General features: G+C 69.8%; 20 protein-coding genes. 5 read left to right on the top strand and 15 right to left on the bottom strand.

Annotated features, from left to right (window positions below):
* Positions 1 to 28: 28 nt before the first annotated feature.
* The gene (gene eccD / locus ABZ845_RS28450) at positions 29 to 1,537 is read right to left on the bottom strand and encodes a type VII secretion integral membrane protein EccD (RefSeq protein ID WP_360985088.1); all 1,509 of its coding nucleotides are present in this window, start codon (positions 1,535 to 1,537) and stop codon (positions 29 to 31) included.
* A 355-nt stretch (positions 1,538 to 1,892) separates the two neighbouring features.
* Between eccD and eccCa the strand changes: the two genes are divergently transcribed.
* Complete coding sequence (eccCa, locus tag ABZ845_RS28445; protein ID WP_360985085.1) at positions 1,893 to 5,858, top strand: type VII secretion protein EccCa; 3,966 nt, start codon at positions 1,893 to 1,895, stop codon at positions 5,856 to 5,858.
* A 199-nt stretch (positions 5,859 to 6,057) separates the two neighbouring features.
* On the opposite strand, the gene ABZ845_RS28440 is transcribed toward eccCa, so the two are convergent.
* From ABZ845_RS28440 to ABZ845_RS28425, 4 genes are read right to left on the bottom strand one after another with little or no spacing between them, the layout of a single operon-like run.
* Positions 6,058 to 6,648, bottom strand: a complete 591-nt coding sequence (locus tag ABZ845_RS28440) for a hypothetical protein (protein WP_360985082.1) — start codon at positions 6,646 to 6,648, stop codon at positions 6,058 to 6,060.
* 16 nt (positions 6,649 to 6,664) lie between these two features.
* On the bottom strand, positions 6,665 to 7,960 hold the full coding sequence (locus ABZ845_RS28435; protein WP_360985079.1) for a WXG100 family type VII secretion target: 1,296 nt from the start codon (positions 7,958 to 7,960) through the stop codon (positions 6,665 to 6,667).
* Positions 7,961 to 7,980: 20 nt separating this feature from the next.
* Entirely contained in the window at positions 7,981 to 8,271 is a 291-nt protein-coding gene (locus ABZ845_RS28430) for a DUF6317 family protein (RefSeq protein WP_360985076.1), read from the bottom strand.
* Positions 8,268 to 8,660, bottom strand: a complete 393-nt coding sequence (locus ABZ845_RS28425; RefSeq protein WP_360985073.1) for an SAV_915 family protein — start codon at positions 8,658 to 8,660, stop codon at positions 8,268 to 8,270. The genes ABZ845_RS28430 and ABZ845_RS28425 overlap by 4 nt, the downstream gene beginning before the upstream one ends.
* Before the next feature lie 343 nt (positions 8,661 to 9,003).
* On the opposite strand from ABZ845_RS28425, the gene ABZ845_RS28420 reads away from it, so the two are divergent.
* On the top strand, positions 9,004 to 9,390 hold the full coding sequence (locus ABZ845_RS28420) for a hypothetical protein (RefSeq protein WP_360985127.1): 387 nt from the start codon (positions 9,004 to 9,006) through the stop codon (positions 9,388 to 9,390).
* Here the strand turns inward: ABZ845_RS28420 and ABZ845_RS28415 are convergent.
* The 7 genes from ABZ845_RS28415 to eccB form a co-directional block, all read right to left on the bottom strand.
* A complete protein-coding gene (locus ABZ845_RS28415) occupies positions 9,378 to 9,680 on the bottom strand; it encodes a WXG100 family type VII secretion target (RefSeq protein ID WP_360985070.1) in 303 nt (100 codons plus the stop codon). The two genes, ABZ845_RS28420 and ABZ845_RS28415, sit on opposite strands and share 13 nt — an antisense overlap.
* A 68-nt stretch (positions 9,681 to 9,748) precedes the next feature.
* Entirely contained in the window at positions 9,749 to 10,015 is a 267-nt protein-coding gene (locus ABZ845_RS28410) for a WXG100 family type VII secretion target (protein WP_360985067.1), read from the bottom strand.
* Positions 10,016 to 10,162: 147 nt separating this feature from the next.
* Positions 10,163 to 11,362 (bottom strand): S8 family serine peptidase, encoded by a 1,200-nt coding sequence (locus tag ABZ845_RS28405; RefSeq protein ID WP_360985064.1) that lies wholly within the window; start codon positions 11,360 to 11,362, stop codon positions 10,163 to 10,165.
* 52 nt (positions 11,363 to 11,414) lie between these two features.
* Positions 11,415 to 13,229, bottom strand: a complete 1,815-nt coding sequence (locus tag ABZ845_RS28400) for a hypothetical protein (protein WP_360985061.1) — start codon at positions 13,227 to 13,229, stop codon at positions 11,415 to 11,417.
* Positions 13,230 to 13,625, bottom strand: a complete 396-nt coding sequence (locus tag ABZ845_RS28395) for a hypothetical protein (protein ID WP_360985058.1) — start codon at positions 13,623 to 13,625, stop codon at positions 13,230 to 13,232.
* A 198-nt stretch (positions 13,626 to 13,823) separates the two neighbouring features.
* The gene (gene mycP / locus ABZ845_RS28390) at positions 13,824 to 15,035 is read right to left on the bottom strand and encodes a type VII secretion-associated serine protease mycosin (protein ID WP_360985055.1); all 1,212 of its coding nucleotides are present in this window, start codon (positions 15,033 to 15,035) and stop codon (positions 13,824 to 13,826) included.
* A 52-nt stretch (positions 15,036 to 15,087) separates the two neighbouring features.
* Positions 15,088 to 16,617, bottom strand: coding sequence for a type VII secretion protein EccB (gene eccB, locus ABZ845_RS28385; RefSeq protein WP_360985052.1), 1,530 nt, complete (start codon positions 16,615 to 16,617; stop codon positions 15,088 to 15,090).
* Between the two features lie 197 nt (positions 16,618 to 16,814).
* Between eccB and eccE the strand changes: the two genes are divergently transcribed.
* The 3 genes from eccE (at position 16,815) to ABZ845_RS28370 (ending at position 22,482) form a co-directional block, all read left to right on the top strand.
* Positions 16,815 to 18,134: a type VII secretion protein EccE gene (eccE, locus tag ABZ845_RS28380; protein WP_360985049.1), complete on the top strand. Its 1,320-nt coding sequence runs from the start codon at positions 16,815 to 16,817 to the stop codon at positions 18,132 to 18,134.
* 47 nt (positions 18,135 to 18,181) lie between these two features.
* Positions 18,182 to 18,937, top strand: coding sequence for a hypothetical protein (locus tag ABZ845_RS28375; RefSeq protein ID WP_360985124.1), 756 nt, complete (start codon positions 18,182 to 18,184; stop codon positions 18,935 to 18,937).
* Positions 18,938 to 19,329: 392 nt separating this feature from the next.
* A complete protein-coding gene (locus tag ABZ845_RS28370; RefSeq protein WP_360985046.1) occupies positions 19,330 to 22,482 on the top strand; it encodes an SCO5717 family growth-regulating ATPase in 3,153 nt (1,050 codons plus the stop codon).
* Between the two features lie 113 nt (positions 22,483 to 22,595).
* Here ABZ845_RS28370 and ABZ845_RS28365 read toward each other — a convergent pair whose 3' ends face one another.
* The 3 genes from ABZ845_RS28365 to rbfA all read right to left on the bottom strand — a co-directional run bounded on the left by ABZ845_RS28365 (position 22,596) and on the right by rbfA (position 25,246).
* Positions 22,596 to 23,549, bottom strand: coding sequence for a bifunctional riboflavin kinase/FAD synthetase (locus ABZ845_RS28365; protein ID WP_360985043.1), 954 nt, complete (start codon positions 23,547 to 23,549; stop codon positions 22,596 to 22,598).
* Between the two features lie 342 nt (positions 23,550 to 23,891).
* A complete protein-coding gene (gene truB / locus ABZ845_RS28360; RefSeq protein ID WP_360985040.1) occupies positions 23,892 to 24,797 on the bottom strand; it encodes a tRNA pseudouridine(55) synthase TruB in 906 nt (301 codons plus the stop codon).
* Positions 24,794 to 25,246 carry a 30S ribosome-binding factor RbfA gene (gene rbfA / locus ABZ845_RS28355; RefSeq protein ID WP_360985037.1) on the bottom strand — a complete coding sequence of 151 codons (453 nt, stop codon included), beginning with the start codon at positions 25,244 to 25,246 and terminating at the stop codon, positions 24,794 to 24,796. Before rbfA ends, truB begins: the two co-directional genes overlap by 4 nt.
* Positions 25,247 to 25,270 lie beyond the last annotated feature (24 nt).

Genomic DNA, 25,270 nt, shown 5'->3' with positions numbered 1-25,270 from the left:
GCCCCCCTTCCGCATTCCGTGCCGTCTGTCAGCTGCTCGTCATGGCCCTGACCGCGTGGTACACGTCGAAGACGGCGAGCGTCAGGGGCACCAGGGTCAGGAGCACGAAGCCTTCGGCGATCTCCATGAAGCGGCCCCAGAACGGGCTGAGACCGCGGCGCGGCACGACGAGGCCGAGGGTGGTGACGAGGGCCGCCGCCGCCGCGATCGCGGCGATGAGCCAGATCGTGCGGATGTCGAGAGCGGTGCGGTCCCCCGTGAGGGCGTCGCGCAGCAACGACTGCGGCGGGTTGAGCGCCAGCCCGAGGCCGAGGAGGACGAGGGAGCCGAGGCCGGCGGCCAGGAGGGCGGCCACCTGGCCCGTGTAGCGGAAGAGCTGGGCGCGCATCAGCAGCCCGGTGCCCGTGGCGAGGGCGAGGAGCTGGGCCCAGAGTCCGTCGGAGAAGCCGAGCACCGCCGACGACGCGACGGCGACCAGGGCGCTTCCGCCCACCAGGCCGACGAGAAGCTCATGGCCGCGGCGCGCCTGGACCTCGATCCGCTCGGCGTCGACCGGCGGCTCCTGCGCGGCCGAGTCGGTGCCGTACGTGGTGGGCGAGGGCGCGTTCGGGGGGTCGAAGCCGACGGGGATACGGGCGAAGCGCATGGACAGTCCGGGCAGGAAGGCCAGGCCGCCCACCGCGATGGGCGCGCACAGCGCGGCCGTCCGGGTCGGGGTCCAGTGAGCGAGTATCGCCACGAACACCGTGATCAGCCCGACCGCGGAGGCGAAGACGAACGCGACGAAGGGCCCGTCCCCGCGCGGTGCGCACAGGGTGAGGATCACCGAGGCGATCAGTACCGCGGTGCAGGCGAGCAGGAACTGGAGCTTGCCCGGCCCCTGGCCGTGGGCGAGGGTGAGGAGTCCGGAGCCGGCAACGCCGGCGTTCGGGAAGGCGCCGAGCCCCAGGGCGATGGCCGAGGCCCGGTCGTCGTAGACGCGTGCGCGTACCGCGGCGAGCGCGATCAGGAGCACACCGGTGACGCCGGCGAGGATGCCCGGCAGGCTGTGCATGTCGTGCCGGGGATCGGCGGTCCAGGCGACGAACGCCAGCAGGGCCGGAAGCACGCCCCCGCCGACGAGGCCCGCCGCGCGTGTCAGGTCGCCGTGCCACAGGGTGCGGTCACGGGTCACCGCCGAGGCGACCGCGTCGGAGACATCGTCGAAGACGGCGGGCGGCAGCGATTCGGAGAAGGGACGCAGGGTGAGCAGTTCGCCGTCGAGAATGCGCTGGGCGGCGAAGGAGCGGGAGCTGTCGAGGACGGTCCCGTCCCTGCGTACGAGGTGATAGCCGACCGGAGCGCCTTCGCCCGGGCGCTGCCGGGAGAGCCGCAGGACCTCCGGGTAGATGTCGGCGACCGGGATGTCGTCGGGCAGGGCCACGTCGATCCGGCTGTCGGGGGCGACGATCGTGACCCGGCAGAAACCGAACCCCGTTTCCGCTCCCGGGGCGGATGCCGCCGCCCCCGCGGCGGCAGTGGAGGCCGTCGTGCTCACCTTGTGCTCCCCCTCGATGATGGCTGTGTGTCAGTGGTGGTTCTGCGTCTGTGCCGCAGAAGTCCCGTGTGCCCGTGCGTGCGTGTGCCGCTGTCCCTCTGTCCTTGGGCGGTGTCGCCGGGACGGCGCGGACGGCGCCGTATGCCCCGCGCACGTCCCTGTCCGTGGGCCGTGGCACGACATCCGGCGCGAATCGCCCACCGCACAGGCTCGTTCAAGTGTGCTCACGCGAACAACCGGCACCCTACCGCTCACCCGTCACTGGTGAGGTCAGTAGGATCACGCGGCGGCCTGCGTCCGCCTTACACGGGGTGGCGGACGTAACTTCCTCGGCCCGCAGGGGATTTGGTGAGCAGTGAGCCACATCGTCGTGAAGCGTCCGGCTAGGGCGCTGCCGTCCGAAGTGCCCACGGGTGATGTCGTTCTTCAGCCTCCGCCCGAGTTGCCACGCGGGCATCAGGAGAGCGTCCTCATGCAGTTGCTGCCGACGCTCGGCATGGGCGGCTCGGTGGTCTTCTTCTTCACGAGCGGGCAACCGTTCATGAAGATCATGGGCATGGTGATGATCGCCTCGACGGTGGGCATGTCCATCGCGATGGTGGTCCGCTTCCGCCGCGGGTCGCAGGGCCAACTGGCCGATATGCGGCGCGACTATCTGCGCTATCTCGAACAGACCCGCAGCACGGCGCTGAGCACCGCGAAGGCGCAGCGCGACGCGCAGTACTACCTCCACCCATCCCCCGAGCAGTTGTGGGCGCTTGTCGCCGAGGGCAGCCGCGTGTGGGAACGCAGGCCTGGAGACGAGGACTTCGCCCAAGTGCGCATCGGACTCGGCCCGCAGACGCTGGCCACACAGCTCTCCGCCGCCGAGACGGGTCCCGTGGAGCAGTTGGAGCCGCTGACGGCCGGAGCGATGCAGCGTTTCCTCGCCGTCCACAGCACGCTGGACGATCTGCCGATGGCGGTGTCCCTGCGCGCCTTCTACCACGTCACGATCAGCGGCGACCCGGAGTCCGTACGGTCGTCCGCGCGCGCCCTCGCCGGTTCGCTGGCCTCCCTGCACTCCCCCGAGGACCTGGTCCTCGCGGTCGCGGCGGGACAGGACTGCCTGCCGCACTGGGAGTGGGTCAAGTGGCTGCCCCACGCGCAGGCGGCGGACGCCCTGGACGGCACGGGATCCCGCCGGCTGATGAGCGATGACGCCCGCGACCTGGAAATCCTGCTGGCCACTCGTCTGACCGGCCGCCCCCGCTTCCATCCCGACGCGGCTCCACTTCCCGAGCAACCGCATGTCGTCATCGTCCTCGACGGTGTCTCCCTGCCGCCCGACTCCGTCCTGGCCGGCCCCGAGGGACTGCAGGGAGTCACCATTGTCGAGATCGTCCCGGGAACGCTCACGGGCACGCGAGGCGATCTGGCGATCGTCGTACAACCTCACTCGCTGCGCCTGGAGTCGTCGGCCGGCCTCGTCTACGAGGGGACTCCGGACACGCTCTCGTACGAGTCCGCCGAGGCGCTCGCCCGGCAGCTGGCCCCGCTGCGGGTCGCCTCGGGAGGTGACGACGGCGAACCGCTGCTGGCGAACCTGGAGTTCACCGATCTGCTGAGCCTCGGGGACGCGGCGTCCGTCGACACCAAGCGGACCTGGCGCCCGCGCGGGATGTCCGAGCGGCTCCGAGTGCCCATCGGCGTCGGCGAGGACGGCCGGCCCGTTCTGCTCGACCTCAAGGAGGCGGCGCAGGAGGGCATGGGCCCGCACGGCCTGTGCGTGGGCGCCACCGGTTCCGGAAAGTCGGAGCTGCTGCGCACCCTGGTGCTGGGCCTCGCGGTGACGCACTCCTCCGAGACCCTGAACTTCGTCCTCGCGGACTTCAAGGGTGGCGCCACTTTCGCCGGCATGGCGCAGATGCCCCATGTGGCGGCCGTGATCACCAACCTGGCGGACGACCTCACGCTGGTCGACCGCATGGGCGACTCCATCCGCGGTGAGCTCAACCGCCGCCAGGAGATGCTGCGTGACGCGGGCAACTACGCCAACATCCACGACTACGAGAAGGCGCGAGCGGCCGGCGCCCCGCTGCAGCCGATCCCCTCCCTCGTGCTCGTCATCGACGAGTTCAGCGAACTACTGACGGCGAAGCCCGATTTCATCGAGATGTTCGTGCAGATCGGCCGCATCGGGCGGTCCCTGGGCGTCCATCTGCTGCTGGCCTCGCAGCGCCTGGAGGAAGGGCGTCTGCGCGGCCTGGAGACCTACCTTTCGTACCGCATCGGTCTGCGCACCTTCTCGGCGGCCGAGTCGCGCGCGGCGCTCGGCGTGCCGGACGCGTACGAACTGCCCAACGTCCCCGGCTCCGGCTTCCTCAAGTTCGGCACGGACGAAATGGTGCGCTTCAAGGCGGCCTACGTCTCCGGTGTGTACCGCTCCGGCTCGCAGCGGGCTGCACTGAACAGCGGGCCGCTGCCCCTGGACCGCAGGCCGGTGCTGTTCACGGCGGCCGAGGTGCCCGTCCGGTACCTTCCGGTGCCGCAGCAGCGCACCCAGGCGCCGGACGTCGAGGAGGCGCTCGCGGACACCGTCCTCGATGTGATCGTGCGCCGCCTGGAGGCGCAGGGCCCGGCGGCCCACCAGGTGTGGCTGCCGCCGCTGGACAGCCCGCCGTCGCTGGACGGGCTGCTGCCCGGGCTCACGGCGGTCGAAGGACGTGGGCTCACCCAGCCCCGGTACGAGGGCGCGGGCCGGCTGGTCGTTCCCCTCGGTCTGGTCGACAAGCCGTACGAACAGCGCCGTGACCCGCTGTGGGCCGACTTCTCGGGCGCGGCGGGCCATATGCAGGTCCTCGGCGGCCCGCAGTCCGGGAAGTCGACGCTGCTGCGGTCGCTGGTCTGCTCCTTCGCGCTCACGCACACCCCGTACGAGGTGCAGTTCTACGGCCTCGACTTCGGTGGTGGCGGCATGGCGTCGCTGTCGGGGCTGCCGCACGTGGGCGGTGTCGCGTCGCGTCTGGACCCGGAGCAGGTGCGGCGCACGGTGTCCGAGGTGTACGGCGTGCTGACGCGTCGCGAGGAGTACTTCCGCTCCTCGGGCATCCCGTCGATCGCGGACTTCCGCACCCGGCGGGCACGCGGCGACATCTCGGTCACCGACCAGCCATGGGGTGATGTGTTCCTGGTGATCGACGGCTGGGGCAACTTCCGTACGGAGTACGACAACCTGGAACCGGCGGTCCTGGAGATCGCTGCGCGAGGTCTTGGCTACGGCATCCATCTGGTCCTGACGGCGTCGCGGTCGATGGAGGTCCGGGCGAACATGAAGGACCATCTGATGAACCGCCTCGAACTGAGGCTCGGCGACACGATGGACTCCGAGATCGACCGCAAGGTCGCGGCGAACGTTCCCGCAGGCGTGCCAGGACGCGGTGTGTCACCGCAGAAGCTGCACTTCATGGCGGCCGTACCGCGGATCGACGGCCTGACGTCCGACACGGACCTGGCGGACGCGACAACGGCTCTGGCCGCGGAGGTCTCCCGGCACTGGCAGGCGCCCGGGGCTCCAAAGGTCCGGCTGCTCCCCCGCGAGCTCCCCGCGCAGGAGCTGCCGGCAGGAGGCAGCCTTCCACGGCAGGGGGTGGCCTTCGGCCTCGACGAGCAGAACCTCGAACCGGTCTTCGTCGACTTCGAGCAGGACCCCTTCTTCATCGTCTACGGCGAGAGCGAGTCGGGTAAGTCGAACCTGCTGCGGCTGCTCATCACTCAGCTCGCGGACCGGTATTCGGGCGACGAGGCCAAGTTCTTCGTCGTCGACAACCGCCGGTCCCTGCTGGATGTGACCCCGGCCTCGCATCTGGCGGAATACATCCCGATGTCCAACGCGATGGACCATCACATGGTCGCTCTGGCCAACCTCATGGAGCGGCGCACGCCCACGGCCGACGTCACGGCCCAGCAACTGCGGGAACGCAGTTGGTGGTCCGGTCCGACGGTGTACGTCGTGGTGGACGACTACGACCTGGTGTCGACCTCCAGCGGGAATCCGCTGAGCGGGCTCACGGAGCTGCTGCCGTTCGCCCGTGACGTCGGAGTCCGGTTCATCCTCGCCCGCTCGACGGCGGGCGCGTCGCGAGCCTCGTACGAGCCGTTCCTCCAGCGGATGACCGAACTGGGCTCACAGGGCGTGGTGCTGGCCGGAGACCCGGGCGAAGGGGACCTCCTCGGCGGAGTCCGGCCGCGGCCCATGCCGGCGGGACGGGGTGTCTTCGCCTCACGGCGGCGGGGCAAGTCGCTGGTGCAGACGGGGCTCATGCCGGAGAAGAGCTACTGACAGCGCGTGGGGCCGCGTCGGATGTGATCAGCGGACGCGGCCTCAGGGTGGCGGCGGTTAAGGTCGGTGGCCGCCAGGCAGTGCCGGATGGTGTGGACCGAGGGCCGCCGGGTGCGGAGGGTTCGGCGTACGCCGGGGTGCGCGAGCCGGTCAACTGGGCGGCGGCGCTGACGGGTTGGGCAACCGGCCCGGCTCGCGCTCAGCGGCGTCCGTGGCGGCGCTCGGCCCGGTTGCGGGGCGGGAGCGGCCGGGCGGCCTCGGCCCGCTCCTCCTGCTCGCGCACCCTGCGCTCGTAGTCCTCTCGGGCGCCGATCTCGGCGGCGGTGCGGCGCGCGAGCGCCGGGGCGGCCCAGGTGCCGATCGCCCAGGCGACGATGGCGGGCAGGACGGGCGCGAGGAGCAGCAGCGTCCAGCGGCCACCGACGGCCGAGGCGGCGTTCCTGCGCTGCCGGGAACGGTGCTCCCGCCATGCCTGTTCGGGGGTGGGTATCTCCACCGGTGCGCGCCGGGTGCGCACGAAACCCGCGACGAGGCTGAGCAGGCAGGCGACCGCCGTCACCGCGTACACCGCGGTACGTGCGGAGCGGGGCACACCCACCGCTTTCCACAACCCCGCGTAGAAGGCGGTCGCGACAAGCCCTGCGAACAGCAGCAGGGCGAGCTGCAAGCAGCCATGTGCGATCCGGCGCAGCCAGTACCCGGCGCCCCGGTCGAACCAGGTGGTGCCCAGGCGCGGAATCGCCGACGGCTCCACCTGCTCCCCGGGGACGCCGTCCGCCGTACTTTTCATGTCGTCCCCACCAACATCAGAAGATCTTGTGCCACAGCGCCTTGGACTTGTCGCCGATCCAGTGGCCGGTGCCGGTCACCATACCCTCGCCCGTGTGCCACGCCTGGGCCCCGGAGTGGCCGATGCCGTACAGCGTGCCCACGACCGCGCCGTGGTCGTCCCAGTCCTCGCTCCAGTGCTCGTGGAACAGCTTGTCGGCGAAGGTTCCCACTCCGACGACGACAGCGCCGCCGACCGCGGCCGTGGCGACCACCCCGTCCACCGGGATCGAGGCCGCGAGACCGACACCGGCACCCAGGGCCACCAGGCCGCCGCCCACGTCGACGAGCACCGAGTGGCCCCAGGACCAGCCCTCGTCGTGGTCCTGCTTGGCCTCCAGACCGCCGACGGCCACCGTGGCCGCGACGTCGATGACCGGGATCTCCTTGAGGAACCGGGGAGCGCCCTCGGCGAGTTCACTGCCGCGCAGGACGTCCGCCATCTTGTAATTGAGGAACCGGTCGTACGGCATATGGGAGCTGCCGTTCTCCAGCCCGGCCAGCCGCCCTTCCAGGCTGTCGAGTTGGTCGGCGGCGGCCTGCCACTCCCCGCGCAGCTTGAACGCCTTGGGGAGGTTCGCGTCCGCCGTCCGGAACTTGGCCTCCTCGTCCTTCAGCGCGGACAGCGCCTTGTCGTGCTCCTCCTGGGCGTGCTTGATGTCGTCGGCCATGTCCAGGCCGAGCGCCCGGTCGCCCTCCGCCCCAGCGGTCCACAGGCCGCGCAGGTAGTCGGCGACCACGATCTTGTCGCCCTTCTGCATCGGCTCGCTGGGGTCGATCTCGGCGTAGAGCTGGCCGATGCGCTTGGCGGCGAGGAGCCGGGCACGCTGGGCCTGGTGCATCAGCTCCGCGTAGAGGGTGGCGTAGTCGTTGTTGTCCTTTGCTGCCTGCTGCTCCTGCCCGGAGGGCGGGTTGTTCGTCGCGAGGGGGATGGGCTCCCCCTTCGGCCCCGTGGACACGCCCTTCTTCTGGGCGACATGGGCGGCGTTCTGCAGTGCCGTGTTCGCCGAGGACAGGTTGGTGGACAGGTCGGTGAGCTCCTTACCCACCGCGTACACCAGTTCGGCGAAGCCGCCGGCGGTGATCGCGTCCTTGGTCCAGGCGGCCTCGAACTTCTCGGCGGCCTCGCCCTGCCAGCCCGCGTCCTTGACGAGCTTGTCAACTCCCTCGCTGAGCGGTTTGACGATGTCGTCCAGGTGCTCCTTGGCACCGGTGAGGGCGGTGCCCATGGCGGCCAGACCGTCGATGTCGCCGCCCACCCAGGAATCCGTCACAGCTTGTGTCCCCCGTCTCGCTATCCCATCAGGTCTTCGAAAAGCCCGTGCACGTCGATGTCGCCGTGCGTCAAGTGTTTGACCGCGGCGTCAAGGAGATCCCCGTGCTCCTCGATCCGGCCGGCGAGTCTGGCATGCAGACCGGAGATCGCGTCCATCATCGACCGGATCGTGTGGTCAAGACCGTCATCGCCCGACTTTGCGACGGCGGGGCTCACGGAGGTGTGGAGTTTCGCGTAGGACTTGGCCTCCGTGTGAAACGTGGACGCCATTTTTGTCACGTCCGACGTCACGACTTTCAGGTCGGTCACTGAACTGCCTCCGTGTAGGTTCTGACGTCCTCGTCGCTCCAGACCCGTACACCGGGCGGGAGTTGCGGGTCCACGCGAACCGGGCCGAGCCCGTTGTCGTGCATCGCCCGGGCGAACCATCCGACGGGCACCGCCACCCACGGCTGCGCGTCGCCGAGCGCGGCGACCAGCTTCGCGGGGCTGGTGAACGCCACCGCCACCGGGTTTCCGTCGGCCCCCTGGAGGAGTTCGAAACCTATCGCGGGGCGGCGCCCTGGATCCGCGGCGTACCGCGGGTGTGCCGGGACGAGTACCTCCGCGTCCGGTTCGATCGGTGCTTTCGGACGCTCGGCGGGCGGTGTCAGATTCCGGTCGTAGCCATCGAACGGAGAGGAATATGAAGTAGACATGCGCACCTGGGATCGACATCGGCCGTCGGTGTGATTACGGAATTCCGACGGCGCCTTGTCACTGTACGCACGGTCGAACGCCAAGGGAACGCGAGAAGGAGCGACTACCCATCAAAGTTTACTAAAAAGAGCGAGTTGACGGCGTCCTTTTACGCAGACAAGTCCATCCGTGCCATTTTTCCCACCGGCAGGCAATCGGCCGGAAAGAGCGTGAATCGCATTTTTTGCCCTGCTGAAGCAGGTACTTCGGCCGGAGATCTTGTGACGGAGCCTGCGTGATGGCGTTGACCGGGCATGATGCTGGGTGTGACGGTACTTGTTCAACCGGCCGGAGCCTCCGGCGGTGTTCGCGCAGTTCATTGAGGGGCTGCCGGCGGAGCTGCCGAAGAAGAACGGCTGGACGCTGCCGGAACGTGCCGGGCATGTGACCGCGGACGGGATGCAGTGGCTGCTGAATGGATCGGTGTGGGACGCCGACCGGCTGCGTGACGCGGTCCGCGACTACGTCATCACACACCTGGGCTGCGCGGACGCCTCACTCGTCATCGATGACACCCAGGCGCAACGGCAGCCAACCCAACCGCTGCGGACTTGCTCAAGAATGACGGCCCTTCCGGAATATGGTGATGACACACCGCGGGGTGGGTACCTCCCGTGCGTACCCACCCCGCGGTGTCAGCCTGCCTCGCTCGGCCTGGCTCGATTCACTGATCCGGCTTACTGGAAGTAGCTGGCCGCCTTGAGGTCGTGGCCGTGGTAGTCACCGTGAGCCGCATGGACCTTGTGGCCGATGTCCACCAGTGCGGCGTGGATCGCGTTGGCGTGCTTGTCCCACTGCGCCGACTTCGCCTGGAAGGCGTTGTAGGCCTCGCCGCTCCAGCCCTCGGCGACATGGAGGATGGCCTTCTTGAGATCGGCGATGTCCTGCTCAAGGATCGCTGCCTGGGCACCGAGGGCCGTGGCGGCGGCGTCCAGGGTGCCGTAGTGGACTGCGAGCTCTCCAGGGTCTGACTGGCTCATTTCTTCCTCTCCTTGGATGGCTGAGAACGGACCTCACAGTCGGGAGGTCCGGGTACCGCTCGGTGCTGTCAGTAGCCTTGGAGCGCCGACTGCACTTCGATCTTTCCGATCGTCGAGTGGATTTCGCTCTCGAGCTCCTGCTTGTCCTTCTTGGTCAGCTGAACGTTCTCGACGAAGTCCATGAGCATCTTGCCGATCGCGCCCATGTGCTCGTTGATCTCGACCTGCTTGTTGTTGAACGCGTTCGCGCCGATTCCCTTCCAGTTGCCCTCGAGCGAGTCGATGATCCCCTGGAGCTTGCTGAGCTGCGACTTGATGGACTCGAATTTGCCCACCACCTCCGTCTGCAGCTTTTGGGCATGCGCATCACTAAACTTGCGGCTATCAGCCATCGTGCACTCCTTTTCGCAAGACGCTGGTTTGATTCGGTGTGCATGCGCCGCCCAGTGACGGCGCATACGGTTGTGGTCAGGGGCGGGTCTTCATGCGCGTCGCCGCGAACGAACGACCACGAAGGCAACGCCGCCGATCACCAGCACGGCCGCGGCGGCTCCAACAGCCACCCACGTCGTCGAGCTGCCGGAGGACTTCGCACTTGATCCTGCCGCTGAAGTCCCGCCGTCTGCAGTGGTTTTCGAGGGCTGTGACGTGGCTGAAGCAGAGGTGGAGGGTGAACCCTCCGGGTCCAGCGCGTCTTCCTTGGCGAGCGGGTCGGTGCCGGCAGGGCCGGGGTTGTAGCTGCCGTTCTGCAGCACCATGCGGGGCCGGACCAGGCCATAGCCGAGGTAATTGCTGGGATGGTCCTTGGGCCAGGAACGCCCGGCGGTGTCGATCAGGCTGCGGAGGACCTGGTTGGCCGTCCAGTCGGGGTGCGCGGACCAGATTAGAGCGGCGGAGGCGGAGGCGATGGCGGTAGCGGAACTGGTTCCCTGCGTATGGGGGCAATACGAGGTGAACTTTGCGTCGCACCAGGTGGGCAAGTCGAGGCCGGGGGCTGCCAGATCGACCGCGCTGCCGTACTGAGAGAACTTACCGACGGTGCCTGTCTTGTCCGATGCGGCCACGCCGACCACGTAGGGGTATGCCGCAGGATAGAGGACGGTCTGCTTTTCGGTCGCCGCATCATTGCCGGTAGCGGCAAACATCAGCTTCCCCTTGGAGTGTGCGTACTTGACCGCCGCCTCCTCCTCAGGAGAGCTGCTTTCGCTGCCGATGGACATGCTGATGATCTTGGCGTCTGTGTCAGCGGCCGCCCTGATAATCGCGGCCAAACTGGGAGTCTTCTTTTCCTCGGCCTTGCTCAGACCCTTCGTCGTGCCCCGAAAAGGCACGATCTTCGCCCCCGGGGCCAGGCCCTTCAGTCCGCCGTCGGCGCCTGTGCCAGCGATCATCTCCGACATGCTTGTTCCATGGCCGACGTAGTCCTTCGTCGCTGCGTACGAGACTGAACTCGGCACGTCGCTGGTTAGCACCTGCCCTTTCAGGGACGGTGTCGAAGGATTTACACCTGTGTCGATGACGGCTACCTTCACGCCTTCGCCAGTGCTCACCTTCCACATCTGGTCTGCCTTCATCGCCGACAGATACCACTGCTGCGACTGAACATCATCGGCCGATGCAGTCGGGGGCAGGCCCACCGACAGAGCCACCATGGCGCCGAGCGCCGAAAGCGCGGTGGCCATCAGTCTCCTGCTCCCTGACAACATGCTTCTTCTACGTCCTTGGTTTGTTCGGTCAGTCGGTCGGCGACTGTTCGTCGCGCTGTTCCTTGTGGGATGTCTTCTTCTTGCTTTGAGCCGATCGCCCGGCGCGGGACTGCCCCATGCTTTCGGTCCGTGCAGAGCCCCGATTGCCGATGAGTCCAGGTTCGGGGCTGGTCTCGGCTCCGGTGAGCCCACGGTCCCTGATTCCGAACGCCTTGCCCTTGGGCGCACCGACCACGCCGTCCTCGGCTCTTGCGGGTCGGCCCAAAGTCTCTGCTGTGCCCGCTTTCGCCTCCGCGCGTGCACCGATCACGCGTCCCTGGCCGAGCCGTGCACCCGTCCTGGGAGAACCAGGCATGGCGCTTTGACCACCGATCACACGTCCCTGGCCGAGCCGTGCACCCGTCCTGGGAGAGCCTGGCACGACCTCCTCGCCGCCGACCACGGTGCCTCGGGGAATCCTGGAACCGGTCGCGCCCTCCGTCGCGGCTCCCACAGACGGCCTCCCGCCCACCACACCACCAGTGCGCGCGGCGCCCGTCACGCCTCTTCCGCCGATGGGCTCAATCGGTTCCCCGGCAGCCCTCGGAATTCCGCCCGTCACGCTACGTCCCACAGGCGGCTTGCCCATCGTCGAGGCGGGTCCGCGGACGTTCTCCGAGCCTGGCGAAACAGTCCGTCCGACCGGCCCCACGGGTCCGCGTCCGGCAGGCCCGCGCCCGACAGGCTCTTCCGGCAGCTCACCGGGAGGAGTTGAGGCACGCCCGGAGACCGGGGTTCTGAGACCTCGCGCGCTGCCGTCTCCCGAGGTACGCCCGAAGGGCGCGCCCACCGTGGGAGGCACCGGGCCCGTCGTGAAGGGAGGTACCGTCTGAACCGGGCCGCCGCCAGGGTTGGTCGAGGTCGGCGGTGTGACGATGGTCGTCGGCTTCGTAGCCGCAGGCGGGAGAGTGCCGACACCGTCGATGTGCGTACCGACGTGCTGGTTCGGAGGCGTACCGGTGTCGTGCAGGTGCTTCGAAGGCTCCAGAGTCTCCTCTGGATGCCCGCCTCCTGCGGTGTCCGCGGACTGATGAAGCGTGGTTCCCGCTTCGCGTGCGATCGAGCTGGAAGCCGGGAGATGGCTGCGCCCAGTTGTCCCGTTCGGAGGCTCCTGCCTCCCGTCGACCTTCGGCGCCGGCACCCCCACATTCGGCAACGTGTCGAACGTAGGCGCCTGCTGCGTGGCGAGCCCTCCCTCCGACACCGCGTAGTACGACGACAACCGGATCATCTGGTTGATCGCCTCTTGCCGGTGTGCCTCTACCTTGGACGCCGCCTGGTATTCGGTGTTGGTCGCGACCCGCTCCACCACCGGAAAGTCGTTCACACCCTTGGCGAAGAGCCTGTCGTCGCGTGGCGGCATCGACTTGCGGACCGATGCGAGGCCGGCGCCCGCGGCCATGATGTGCGTGCCCACGTTGTCGGCGTAGGTCGCGAGGCTGTGCGCGGTGTCGACGAGGTTCTTGCCCCAGTCACGGAACGAATTGGCCGACTCGCCTTGCCAGTCGACGTTCCCTATGTGGCCATGGAGCGTGGTGGCGGCCGTGGTGATGGCGTCCCGGGCGGCCCACATGGCACTGGCCGCGCTTTCCAGATGATCAGGTTGCGCCGACTCGACCATGTCGATCATGTCGTTCAGGCGATGATTCTCGAAAGAGGTCTTGCCGAAACCCACGCCTCGACCGCAGATCCCGATCACGGGTGCGCCGGTCATGAGTATGACAGCGTCGCTGAGGGCGACCTCTTGGTCGGCCTTGCCCAACTCTGCCTCGTGCGGGTCCTGCGGCTGACCCTTCTCGCCCATTTAGTACCCCGCCTTGGACTGCTTGTCGTCGGAACGCGTCTTGTCGGCGTGCTGTTTCAGCTCCGAGCCGATCTCGTAGAACCGCCGCCGGAGTTCCTCGTCAAGGTTGTCGAAGCCGATGTCGGCGCCGTGCACGGCGATCTGGAGCGCCTCGATCTGCAGCCCCAGCGTCTGGGAGAGAGACGTGACCTGCGCATGCGCCCGCTCGTACGCCGTGTGGAGACCGGCCGCCTCGGCGAAGGCCCCCGCACCGCTGAACGACGCTCTGGCAATGGTGTGGTCGGCGACCTTGGACGAGCTGCCAGGCGAACCCTCGAACGTCGAAAGCACGTCCTCCACCTGCGACTTGAAGGTCTTGAGCGCCTCCAGGCCGCGCCTCAGGTCCTCAGGCACCATGTGTATCCCCCGCTCCCCGTTCGTGTCGCTCGCTCGGGGCGGCTGCGCGCCCTCGAACGTTCATCTTTGCAACAGCACCACTGTAGTCACTCGCACTGACAGCCCCAACTCCCTTATGGGACAACTGTGCTACGGCTTAATCAAATCTTGGCAGTCGTGCACCGCATATGGTGGCGCGAGCCAGCCCGCCACACACCGCTACCCCGCCCCGGTGACCCGCCTCCCCCTGCGGCGGGCGTCGCGGATCGCCACCGCCGTTCCGCCGAGGGTCGCCACGAGCACCGCGGCGCCCACGGCGACATACGTGGCGAGGCGGGCGTTGCGTTCATCGGCGGTCTCGCCGAGCTGGAGCTTGGCGGGAGTGGGGGCCTCTGCCTGAGTGAGGCCCTCGTGCGGGTCGGGCGCTTCGATCGGATGGTCGTCGTCCGTGAGGGCGCGGACGGGATCGACGACGCCCCACCCGACGAGGCGGTCGTGGCCGGCGACGGAGCGTTCCGCGGTCTGCTCGATCTGGGCGACGATTTCCTGCGGGGTCCACGTAGGGTGCTTCGCCTTGATCAGTGTCGCGACCCCGGCGACGTACGGCGCCGAGAAGCTCGTACCGTTGTCGGAGCAGTGGCCGCCCAGGGGAACGGTGGAGATCATGTCGACGCCCGGAGCCGCGACCCCCACCCACTCGCCGGACTGGGAGAAGGACGCGCGCTCGTTGTTCCGGTCCGAGGCGGCGACCGCCAGGACCCCCTTGTACGAGGCCGGGTAGGTCGGCTTGTCGTTGCCGTCGAGGCCGTCGTTGCCCGCCGACGCGACCACCACGATCTTGTGCAGCAGCGCCTCGTCGATCGCCTGCTCCAGTGACGTGTCCGGAGGAAGTGCGTTCGCGGTGTCCTGGGAGATGTTGATGACGCCGGCCCCGGCACCGATCGCGTGACGGATCGCCTTGGCCAGGGAGTCCGCGGTGCCGTCGCCGTCCGCGTCGTTCTGTTTGATGGGAATGATCGTCGCCTCGGGCGCCAGGCCGACGAAGCCCGTTCCCGCGGCCGGGCGGGCGGCGATGATGCCGGCCACCCGGGTGCCATGACCGACCGTGTCCGTCGTGGGACGGCCGTCGAGCTTCTCGCCCTTGTGGTTCTTCGGCGGGAGGAAGTTGGCCCCGGCCGCTGCGTCGACCGCGTGCTTGAGCTGCGGGTTCTTGGTGTCCACTCCGGTGTCGATGACGGCCACCTTCACGCCCTTGCCCTTGGACTGGCTCCACAGTTCGTCCAGGAGGACACGTTGCAGGGCCCAAGGGCGGCCCGGGTACTTCTTGTTGGGAAAGGTGCACTGGTCGGAGAAGGAGTCCCCGGAGTCCGCCGCGGCGGATGGCGCGAGCGCGACCGAGGCCGTGACGGTGATCAGGCCCGCGGCCGTCATCGCCGCGCCGCGGAGTATGTGGGACGAAGGCGCGTACGGCATTCCGTTCCCCCTAGGAACCCTGCGGCTGGCTCGCCGCCGTGGTCGACAGCCGGGGGCCGGTCGGCAGGAACGTGGACCAGGCCGCCGGGATCGGGCTGGGGTCCACCTGGGCGTACCCCAAGCGCCTCTGCGCCAGTTGGGCCTCCTGCCGGAGTTCCTTGCGCTTCGTGGCCGTCATGCCGACGCCCGCTCCGGTGGAGTCGCTGTCGGCGTTGGACTGCATGGCGTAGCGCAGGCCGGTGTCGGTGACCAGGAACTCCCCGCCCACCGTTGTCTCCTTGCCCTGGAACTGACGGTAGAGCTCGCCCGAGCCGGGGGTGACGTAGGCACTGGAGGAGCCGGTGGGGAGCGTCGCGGGGAAGTCGGTGCCCGCCCAGGTGCTCAGCGTGGTGGAGCCGTCCTTCGCGTTGACGCCGCGCAGGACGTTGCAGACGGTGTTGCGGCTGCCCGCGGTGATGGCCGCGTCGTTCACGGCCTTCGGCATGAGGGTGGGCCACTTGCGGTCCCCGTAGAAGACCGTCGCGCTGGGCTCGAACGCGCCTGCGCTCACGTCGAGTGCCTTTCCTGCCTGGCCGAGGCCGACCATGCCCTTGCTGTTGAGGAGCAGCTTGGCGGTGAAGTCCGAGACAGGGGCGACCTTGCCCTTCTCCACGATGTAGTACTGCTCGCCGTCCCCGTTGGGAGCCCTGAGGACCATGCCGATCTTGTCGGCCCCGGCGGGCAGACTGCCGGGCACCGCGGCGTCGGATCCGATCTGCCCGTCCACCTCCGGGAAGGCGATGCGATCACCCGAGTGGAGGGTGTCCAGCCATTGCTGGGACACCGTCTGCGGCTGCCGTCCCGCGCCGACGAGGGTGCGCAGCAGCAGTTCGTCCTGCTTGTCGACTCCGTACGCGGTGCCCTGCGCGTCCACGATGTACCGCTGCTTGTCGTCCGTGGTGGAGACGTACATCAGGTCGCCGTCGTGCAGCTTCTGGGCGCCCTCTGCCTTGTCCATGTCGCGGGAGGCGAGGACGAACGCCGCCTTCTGAATGGCCCTGCCTCCCGGGCTCGGACGCTCGCAGACGGCCCAGCGCTTCGCGCCGCCGGCCTCCTTGTCGGAGGGAAGCCGGTCCGGGGCGTACGGGATGCCGATGGTGACCCCGTGCGGGATCTTGCCGCTGTCGAGGATCGACTCGTCGACGGTGACCACGTCGCCCTTGCCGTCGTCAAGAAGCAGTTTGGCCGACGCCATGTTGAGGACCGGGTGCAACTCGGCCTTGCCATCGGTCTTCAGGATGACGTAGCGGGTGGTGGACTTGCTGGCGATGATCACCTTCTCGCCGGGAGCGTCCCACCCCTGCGGCGCCGTCGGCCGGAACATGCCCCATGCTCCGAACACGGCCATCACGACCACCCCGACGACCGCGCTCGGCAGCACCGCGCGCAGCGGCCGGGGCGCTCCCTCCTCCGATCCGTCGGGGGACGACTGGACGAACGCCGCGAGCATGCGGCGCTTCGCGAAGGTGTAGGCGTTGAGCTGATCCCGCCGAGATGCCATCTGTGCGTGTCTCTCCCCGTAATTCACCCAGCGGTCCCGGGGCGGCCCGGACGTCCCCGCTCCCGTTGTCAGACCGGCCCCCTACTATGCCTGGTATCCGCACCGATCATGGGAGCGGGTAGGGTGTCCCGGCCTTCAAAGGCCCCGTTCAGTGCGGGAATTCGGGAAAGACGTGGGCATATCGGGGGGTTGGAGTGATGGCTTCCGCAACGCGGTCCCGCAACCGGGACCGGCATCGAGTCCAGGGCACCGCCCGTCCGGAGCCAGGAGCCGCTCAGTCGCGCTCCGGCGGCTCTCAGCCGCCGGATGCCCTGCACCTCCGGGCGAGCGGTGGACGTACCGGGACGTTCCGGCTGCAACGGCTTGTGCTGCTGGAACTCGCCGTGGCCGTCGTGCTCGTGGGATGGGTCATCTCCCCCATGGCCCTGGTGCCGGCGGGCGTCGTCGCGTTCGCGCTCGTCCTGCTCGCCTTTGTGCGCCGTCGCGGTCGCTTCCTTCCCGAATGGCTGGGTACGGCCCGGGCGTTGCGCGCGCGGAACAAGCAGGTCGCCGCCGCGCCACCCGGCACCGAACCGGGGTTCGCGCCCGCCGTGGAGTGCGATCCGTCGCTGCGGACATACGAGTACGGCGGGCAGGAACGCCGGCCCGTCGGGATCGTGGGGGACGGCACCTTCGTGACGGCCGTACTGCATGTCGAGGCCGATGCGACGGCGTTGCGGGGTGAGCGGAACCGGCAGCCGCTCCCCCTGAGGCTGGTGCGCGACGCACTCGAGGTGGACGGGATCCTGCTGGAGTCGGCGCAGATCGTGCTGCACACCCAGCCCTCCCCCGCGATACATCTGCCCCAGCAGTCGGTGGCCGTCAGCAACTACGCGCCGCTGCAGGCCGAGACGGGTGCGCCCGCGGTGCGGATCACCTGGATCGCGCTCAAGCTGGACCCGGAGCGGTGCTCCGAGGCCGTGGCCGCGCGCGGAGGCGGACTCGTCGGTGCGCAGAAGTGCGTCGTGCGCGTCGCCGACCATCTGGCCAGCCGGCTCACCGGAGCCGGATTCCGTGCCACCGTGCTCAACGAGGAGGAGCTGATCGCCGCCGTCTCCACCTCCGCCTGCGCGAATCCCCTGATCACCGCCGAGGCGGCCCGAGCCGAGGTACCGCCGCGGCGGACCCAGGAGTCCAGCAGAAGCTGGCGCTGCGACAACCGCCGGCATACGACGTACTGGATACGCCGGTGGCCGCAACTCTCAGGGGCCACCGGCTCACTGCATCAACTGATCGCGCGTCTGACGGCCGTGCCCGCGCTGGCCAGCACGTTCTGCCTCACCCTGCGCACCGGGGAACGGCGGCAGGTGTCGCTCACCGGTCATCTGCGGGTGACGGGGCGCAGCGATGACGAACTGGTCGCCGCACGGCACGCCTTGGAGCACGCGGCGCGGCAGGAGGGCGCGGGGCTGGCCCGGCTCGACCGCGAACAGCTGCCCGGCATGCTCGCCACTCTGCCTCTCGGGGGTGCCCGTTGACCGTCAACACCACGATTCCCGCCCAGGGGGCGTACGGCTCCCCCGGCGTGCCTGGTCAGAACGACGGACCGGGTCCCTCCGCCGGCGAGCGGTTGCGCGGGCGTCTGCGCAGCGGCTTCGGCCTGGCGGGCCCTCGGCACGGACGGCACACTCTGCCGGTCGAACAACTGGACGCGCTCACACTGCCGATCGGGGACGACGGCGTCGTCATCGGCGTGGACGGCGAGGGCCGGCATGCCGTACTCGGGCTGACCCGGCCCACCCCGTACGACGTCGTGCTGATCGGCGGCCTGTGGACCACTCAGGTCATCGCGCTGCGCGCGGCGGCGACCGGGGCACGCGTCGCCGTGGAGACGGGGCGGTCCCAGCACTGGATGCAGCTGGTGCACGCCATGGGTGGCGGCCAGAACGGCATGTCGGTGTACGACGTGGGGCGTGTGCCGCCCCAGGGCGCGTCGGCGGGCCAGCCGGTTCTGGTGGTGCGCGACTGCGGTATGCGTCCGCCTCGTGGGCGCGTGGTCTCGGGTCCGTGGCAGACGGTGCTGACGCTGCTGCCGTACCTCAGTCCGGTCGCGCCGCGCCTCATGCGGCAGGCGCGGCTCGTCGGCATCCAGCGGGTGTCTCCGGACGAGGCAGCGGAGATAGGCCGCGCGGTGGCACTGCCGCGGGGGGACGTCGAGACGCTGCCCACCCTGCACGACGGAGTGACGCTGTGGTGCGGCGACCGCGACCGTCAGTATGTGGCGACGCGACCGACGGACGCCGAGAGCGGACTGTTGGGTATGCCACGGCGGATGGACTGACGGCGTATGGACTGAACTCCGGCCGTCGTCGGCCGGGCGGTCACAACAGCGGTCTGGCATGCAACGGTTGCGACCGGTTCGCACCACACTTTCGTACGCTCAGATTGCAACTTGTGGTCGGTTTGTGAACGGGACTCACCTGTATGTGCGTCATCCCTGTGCAGGATGCGACGCTATGGGGAGCGTGGAGCCGCGGGCGGGCCTGCCGAGGGAGTGCTCGCGGTGACTAGGCTGGTACCGGGCGCCCCACCAGAACCTGTGGCGGGCCGTCGGCGCCCCAGGGGGATCGCCGGGTGGAATCGGACGGCGCCGGACGGAATTCGGCGCATGGGTACCGCGAGAGCGATCGCCTCAGCACGACACGAGGGTGCTCAACCACACCAGGAGGAATTGTGAACAGCGATCGGAGCGGGTTCCGCGGGGGCTGGGCTTCACCCGACGATGACCAGTCCGACGCCGAGTCCGCCATCGAGGTGACGGGCGAGTTCACCATCGACTACGCGCCACCCGCCTGGTACACGCAGAACGCGTCGGGGACGCCGTCGGATGCGTCACCGGAGCCGTCCGCGAACCCGTCACCGGAGCCCGCGCCTCAGCCGCCCGCTCCTGCCGCTCAGGTTCCGCCAGTGCCTCCGGCGCCCGACAGCGGCTTTCCCGCGTGGACACCGTCGGTCGCCGCGTCGCCGTCCTCCGCTTCCTCGTCTTCCGTGCCTTCCCCGCCTTCCGAGCCCATGAACGGGGACGTGGACAGCGGGGCCACCATGAGGTTCTCACCGGCCGCGCTCAAGCGTGAGTTCGCGAAGATCGCAGCCACGGAGACGGCCGGCAAGGACATCGAGGCGGGTACGGCCACCGCCGCGGCCGACGGCGAAGCCGACGGGGACGACGGCGACTTCGAGCTGAACGCGCCCGCGACGGCCGCCGCAGCGTCGATTCCGGGCGAGGTCCCGGTGAACGGCGGCTCGGAGACGGGGACGCATCGGGGCGACGCGAGCGGACAGGAACTGGAACAGGCACAGGAGCCGGCAGCCGCCGACAACGACGCCGAGGCGCCCGGTTCCACCGACGAGGCGACGGGCGAGGACTCCGCACCGACGGCCCCGGCCGACGTCCCGGCCTCGTCCGATGCCGATGCCCTCGGCGCTTCGGACTCCCCCGCCCCCGCCGCGGAATCGGCTGGAGCGCCTGGACCGGACGGCGAGGACGAGGTCGGAGGCGGCACCGCGCCGCAGGACGCCGTACCCGCCGATGCCGCGCCTGCCGACGCCGTACCCGCCGATGCCGTGCCCCCTGTGGTCACCGGGGACGCCGATCTCGTCGTGGCGCCGTTCGCCGCGCCCGGGGTTCCCGCGCCTGAGCAGGCTCCACAGGGCTGGACCCCGCCGCCGGTGCCCCAGAGCACGGTCCCGCCGCTGCCGGCCGCCTACCAGCCCGCCGCAGCCGCTCCTGCCGCCCAGCCGCCGGCGATGCCCGAGCCCGCCGACGCGGTGCCGTCCGTACCCGAGCCCGCTGACGCGGTGCCGCCCGTACCGGCGCCCGCCGACGCCCCGGTGCAGCCGTTCCCGCCGCAGGCACCACAGCCGGTGCCCGCCGCCTGGGCCCAGGGCGCCCCGGGCACGCCCGTCGACCAGCGACCCGCCGTACCCACGCCCCCGGCGCCCGAAGTCCCCGCGCAGCGTGCCGGTTACGGATTCCCGCCGCCGTCGACCGCGCCGGTGCAGCCGCCCAGCGCGTACGGATTCCCCCAGCAGCACACCCCGGAACCGGGTCCGGCCCCGAGCGCCCAGGTCCCCGCTCCGGACGGCCCCGCCGCACCGCAGCCCGGCTACGGATTCCCGCACCCCGGCGTCCCCACTCCCCCTGCCCAGCCGGGCGGTTACGGCTTCCCTCCGGAGTCCGCGCGGCCGCAGCCGCCCGTCGACCCGCGCATGGGCACCTCCTGGCCGCAGCCCGTGCGGCACGACCAGCGTCAGCCGGTCAACCCCGGTGCCGCGCCCCTGGGGTACACCGCGGCGGTGGAGCTGTCCTCCGACCGGTTGCTCAACAACAAGAGGCAGAAGGCGAAGAGCAGTCGCCCGGCCGGTGGCGGTGGCCTGTTCAAGCTCGGCGGCAAGAAGGAAGAGGCCGAGCGCCAGCGGAAGCTGAACCTGATCCGCACCCCGGTCCTGTCGTGCTACCGGATCGCCGTCATCAGCCTCAAGGGCGGTGTCGGCAAGACGACCACGACCACCGCGCTCGGCGCGACGCTCGCCACCGAGCGGCAGGACAAGATCCTCGCAATCGACGCCAACCCGGACGCGGGTACGCTCGGCCGCCGGGTGCGGCGCGAGACCGGAGCGACCATCCGCGACCTGGTCCAGGCGATCCCGTACCTCAACTCGTACATGGACATCAGGCGGTTCACGTCGCAGGCGCCCTCCGGCCTGGAGATCATCGCCAACGACGTCGACCCGGCCGTCTCCACGACGTTCAACGACGAGGACTACCGGCGCGCCATCGACGTGCTCGGCAAGCAGTACCCGATCATCCTGACCGACTCGGGTACGGGTCTGCTGTACAGCGCGATGCGCGGTGTGCTGGACCTCGCCGATCAGCTGATCATCATCTCGACCCCGTCGGTCGACGGCGCGAGCAGTGCGAGCACGACGCTGGACTGGCTGTCGGCGCACGGATACGCGGACTTGGTCGCCCGGTCCATCACGGTCATCTCCGGGGTCCGCGAGACCGGCAAGATGATCAAGGTGGAGGACATCGTCTCCCACTTCGAGACGCGATGCCGCGGCGTGGTGGTCGTACCGTTCGACGAACACCTGTCGGCGGGTGCGGAGGTCGACCTCGACATGATGCGGCCGAAGGTGCGCGAGGCGTACTTCACGCTGGCCGCGATGGTGGCCGAGGACATCGCACGCCATCAGCAGTCGCACGGGTTGTGGACGTCGGACGGCAACCCGCCTCCGGTGGCCGCCCCGCCGCTGCCGGGCCAGTTCCCGGGCCAGCAGATTCCCGGGCAGCCCGGTCCGGGACAGTTCCAGGGCCAGTTCCCCGGTCAGCCCGTTCCCGGTCAGGCCATCCCGGGCCAGCAGGCACCCGGGGCGGTACCGGGCCAGCAGGGGCCCGGGCAGCCGATTCCCGGTCAGTACGCCCACGGGCAGCCGGCGCCGGGACAGCAGGCACCCGGGCAGGCCGTTCCGGGCCAGTACACCCCCGGCCAGCCGATGCCGGGGCAGTACGCCCCCGGTCAGGCAGTACCCGGGCAGCCTGTCCCGGGTCAGCACGCACCGGGACAGCCGGTGCCCGGACAGCCCCTCCCGGGGCAGTACCCTCCGGGGCAGGCAGTCCCCGGCCGGCCGATCCCTGGTCAGTACGCTCCCGGCCAGCCGGTGCCCGGGCAGCCGCCCGTCCCCGGGCAGGTTCCGCCGCCGGGGGCCGTCCAGGGGTACCCGCAGCCTGGACAGCCGCCGTACCCGCAGCCCGTTGCCCAGCCGCAGCCGCAGCCGCAGCCGGGGCACCCTGGGGACACCCCGCCTCCGCCGCGGCAGCAGTAGCGGCCCGGGCGCGCCGGAAAGCATCAGTGACGGCACGCAAGACGGGGGGCGGCCCGCGCCTGATGGCGCGGGCCGCCCCCCGTCTTCTTCGTCCGTCCTCGGCCGTCCCGGCCTCAGTCCGCGTCGTACTCCGCGACGAGCGCCCTGCAGCGCTTCACGTCCTCCGCCATCTGGTCCAGCAGCGCTTCCAGCGTCTCGAACCGCGCCTGTCCCCGGACGAACGCCAGGAAGTCCACGGCGACGTGCAGCCCGTACAGATCGAGCCCCACACGGTCGATGGCGTACGCCTCCACGGTCCGCTCGGTGCCGTCGAACTGCGGGTTGGTGCCGACGGAGATCGCCGCCGGCATCGCCTCGCCGTCCACGTGCAGCCAGCCGGCGTAGACGCCGTCCGCCGGGATCGCGGTGTGCGGGAGAGTCTCGACGTTGGCCGTCGGGAAGCCGAGGTCGCGGCCACGCTGGGCACCGCGCACCACGATGCCCTCCACCCGGTGCGGACGCCCGAGGATCTCGCGCGCGCCCTCGACATCGCCCTCGGCGATCAGGCGCCGGGTCAGGGTGGAGGAGAACGGTTCGCCGCCGCCCGCCTCGCCCCGCACATAGAGGTCCACGACCTCTACCTCGTAGTCGTAGGTCTTGCCCTGCTCGACCAGGAACTCCACGTTCCCGGTGGCCTTGTGGCCGAACCGGAAGTTGGGGCCCTCGACCACGGCCCTCGCGTGCAGCTTGTCCACCAGGACCTTGACCACGAAGTCGGCGGGCGAGAGCCGCGAGAACTCGGTGGTGAACGGGAGGATGAGCACCGCGTCCACACCCAGGTCGGCCATCAGTTCGGCACGGCGGTGGTGCGCGGCGAGCAGCGGTGGGTGGCTGCCGGGGCGCACGACCTCGCTGGGGTGCGGGTCGAAGGTGACGACGACCGCGGGAACGCCCAGCTCACGGGCGCGGTCGACCGCATGCCGGATGATCAGCTGGTGTCCGCGGTGGACTCCGTCGTACGACCCGATGGTGACGACGCTGCGCCCCCAGTCCTGGGGAATGTCCTCCAAGCCACGCCAGCGCTGCACTGTGACCGCTCCTCGTCGAACCCGTGTCCGTGTCTGCCTCGTTACGCAGGTCTAAGGGTGCCATGCCCGATGCCCTCGTCCCGCATCGGCATGGGCGGCTGTGACGGGCGGCACGTAGGGACATCGGTTCGCCGCCCCTGGATTCGACGGCAAGGCGACGAAGATCGGCACAACGGGGTCCCACGGCGAACGCGCCCCCTTCCACTCCCTCGGTTCACTCCGAGCGCCTGCCCGATGGAGTGAGTGGACGAGAGGGGATGGATACACCTCTGTGAGGGGGAACCGAGGGGGACCGTGGAGCGGCGGGCCCGGACACCGTGTCCGCCGCTCCACGGGCAGAACTCAGCCGAAGACGGCCAGGCTCTTCGCCTTGCCCTTGTGCTCCTCCGTCAGCGCCAGGAACCGGCCCTCGGGGTCGAAGACGGCCACCGGGCCGGCGCCCGCGTACTCGTCCGGCATCTCCAGACGTACGCCGTTGATGAGCAGGCGGCCCCGCTTGGCGTCGACGTCCCAGCGCGGGAAGGCCGCCGCGGCGGCCTCGGCGACGGGCATCACGGTCAGGTTCTCCTGGAGCTGGTCCAGGGTGCGGGCGGACTCGAGCTTGTACGGGCCCACGCGGGTGCGCCGCAGCGCCGTGAGGTGACCGCCGACGCCCAGGTCCGCTCCCAGGTCGCGGGCCAGGGCCCGGATGTAGGTGCCGGAGGAGCAGACGACGGAGACCACCAGGTCGAGCACGGGGGTGCCGTCCTCGGCGACGGCGTCCCGGACGTCGTACACCGCGAACGAGGAGACGGTCACCGGCCGGGCCGGGATGTCGAACTCCTCGCCCTCCCGCGCCCGCTTGTAGGACCGCACACCGTTGATCTTGATGGCGCTGACCTTGGACGGCACCTGGAGGATGTCACCGCTGAGCTTGGCGATCCCGGCGTCGATGGCGTCGCGCGTGACCTTGGAGGCGTCGGTGGAGGAGGTGATGTCCCCCTCGGCGTCGTCGGTGACCGTGTTCTGCCCGAGCCGGATGGTCCCGAGGTACTCCTTCTCCGTCAGGGCGAGATGCCCGAGGAGCTTGGTGGCCTTCTCCACGCCGAGAACGAGGACCCCGGTCGCCATCGGGTCCAGCGTCCCCGCGTGTCCGACCCGTCGTGTCCGCGCGATCCCGCGCATCTTGGCCACGACGTCGTGCGAAGTGAAGCCCGACGGCTTGTCGACGATGACAAGGCCGTCGGGCGTGGTGTGCTGCTGGGTCATTCGGCGCTGTCGTCCGTCTCGTCGGTGGAGCCGGGCTTCTTGTACGGGTCCGCTTCACCGGCGTACGCGGCGCCCGTCGCCGTCTCGCGCACCTTCTCGTCGGAGGCACGCGCCTTGTCGAGGAGGTCCTCGATGGTCCTCGCGGTGTCCGGGAGGGCGTCCGCGACGAAGGTGAGGGTCGGCGTGAACTTCACACCGGCGGCCCGCCCGACCTCGGAGCGCAGGATGCCCTTGGCGCTCTCCAGGCCCGCGGCTGCGGCCTTCCGCTCCTCGTCGTCCCCGTACACCGTGTAGAAGACGGTCGCCTCCCGCAGATCACCCGTCACCCGGGTGTCCGTGATGGTGACGTGCGTGCCGAGCCGCGGGTCCTTGATCCCGCGCTGCAGCTTCTGGGCCACCACCTCTCGGATGAGGTCCGCCAGCCTCTTCGCCCGCGCGTTGTCGGCCACTGGTCCGTCTCCCGTTCTTTCCTG

It is taken from the genome of Streptomyces sp. NPDC047022 (assembly GCF_040644155.1).
Lineage (GTDB): Bacteria > Actinomycetota > Actinomycetes > Streptomycetales > Streptomycetaceae > Streptomyces.
The sequence above is the reverse complement of the archived record's forward strand: the minus strand, read 5'-3'. Positions and strand labels throughout refer to the sequence as shown.

Coding starts and splice junctions, on each gene's coding strand:
- ABZ845_RS28440 (WP_360985082.1), bottom strand. CDS start 6,648: ATGAAAAGTACGGCGGACGGCGTCCCCGGGGAGCAGGTGGAGCCGTCG.
- ABZ845_RS28425 (WP_360985073.1), bottom strand. CDS start 8,660: ATGTCTACTTCATATTCCTCTCCGTTCGATGGCTACGACCGGAATCTG.
- ABZ845_RS28415 (WP_360985070.1), bottom strand. CDS start 9,680: ATGAGCCAGTCAGACCCTGGAGAGCTCGCAGTCCACTACGGCACCCTG.
- ABZ845_RS28405 (WP_360985064.1), bottom strand. CDS start 11,362: ATGGCCACCGCGCTTTCGGCGCTCGGCGCCATGGTGGCTCTGTCGGTG.
- ABZ845_RS28400 (WP_360985061.1), bottom strand. CDS start 13,229: ATGGGCGAGAAGGGTCAGCCGCAGGACCCGCACGAGGCAGAGTTGGGC.
- ABZ845_RS28395 (WP_360985058.1), bottom strand. CDS start 13,625: ATGGTGCCTGAGGACCTGAGGCGCGGCCTGGAGGCGCTCAAGACCTTC.
- mycP (WP_360985055.1), bottom strand. CDS start 15,035: ATGACGGCCGCGGGCCTGATCACCGTCACGGCCTCGGTCGCGCTCGCG.
- eccB (WP_360985052.1), bottom strand. CDS start 16,617: ATGGCATCTCGGCGGGATCAGCTCAACGCCTACACCTTCGCGAAGCGC.
- eccE (WP_360985049.1), top strand. CDS start 16,815: ATGGCTTCCGCAACGCGGTCCCGCAACCGGGACCGGCATCGAGTCCAG.
- truB (WP_360985040.1), bottom strand. CDS start 24,797: ATGACCCAGCAGCACACCACGCCCGACGGCCTTGTCATCGTCGACAAG.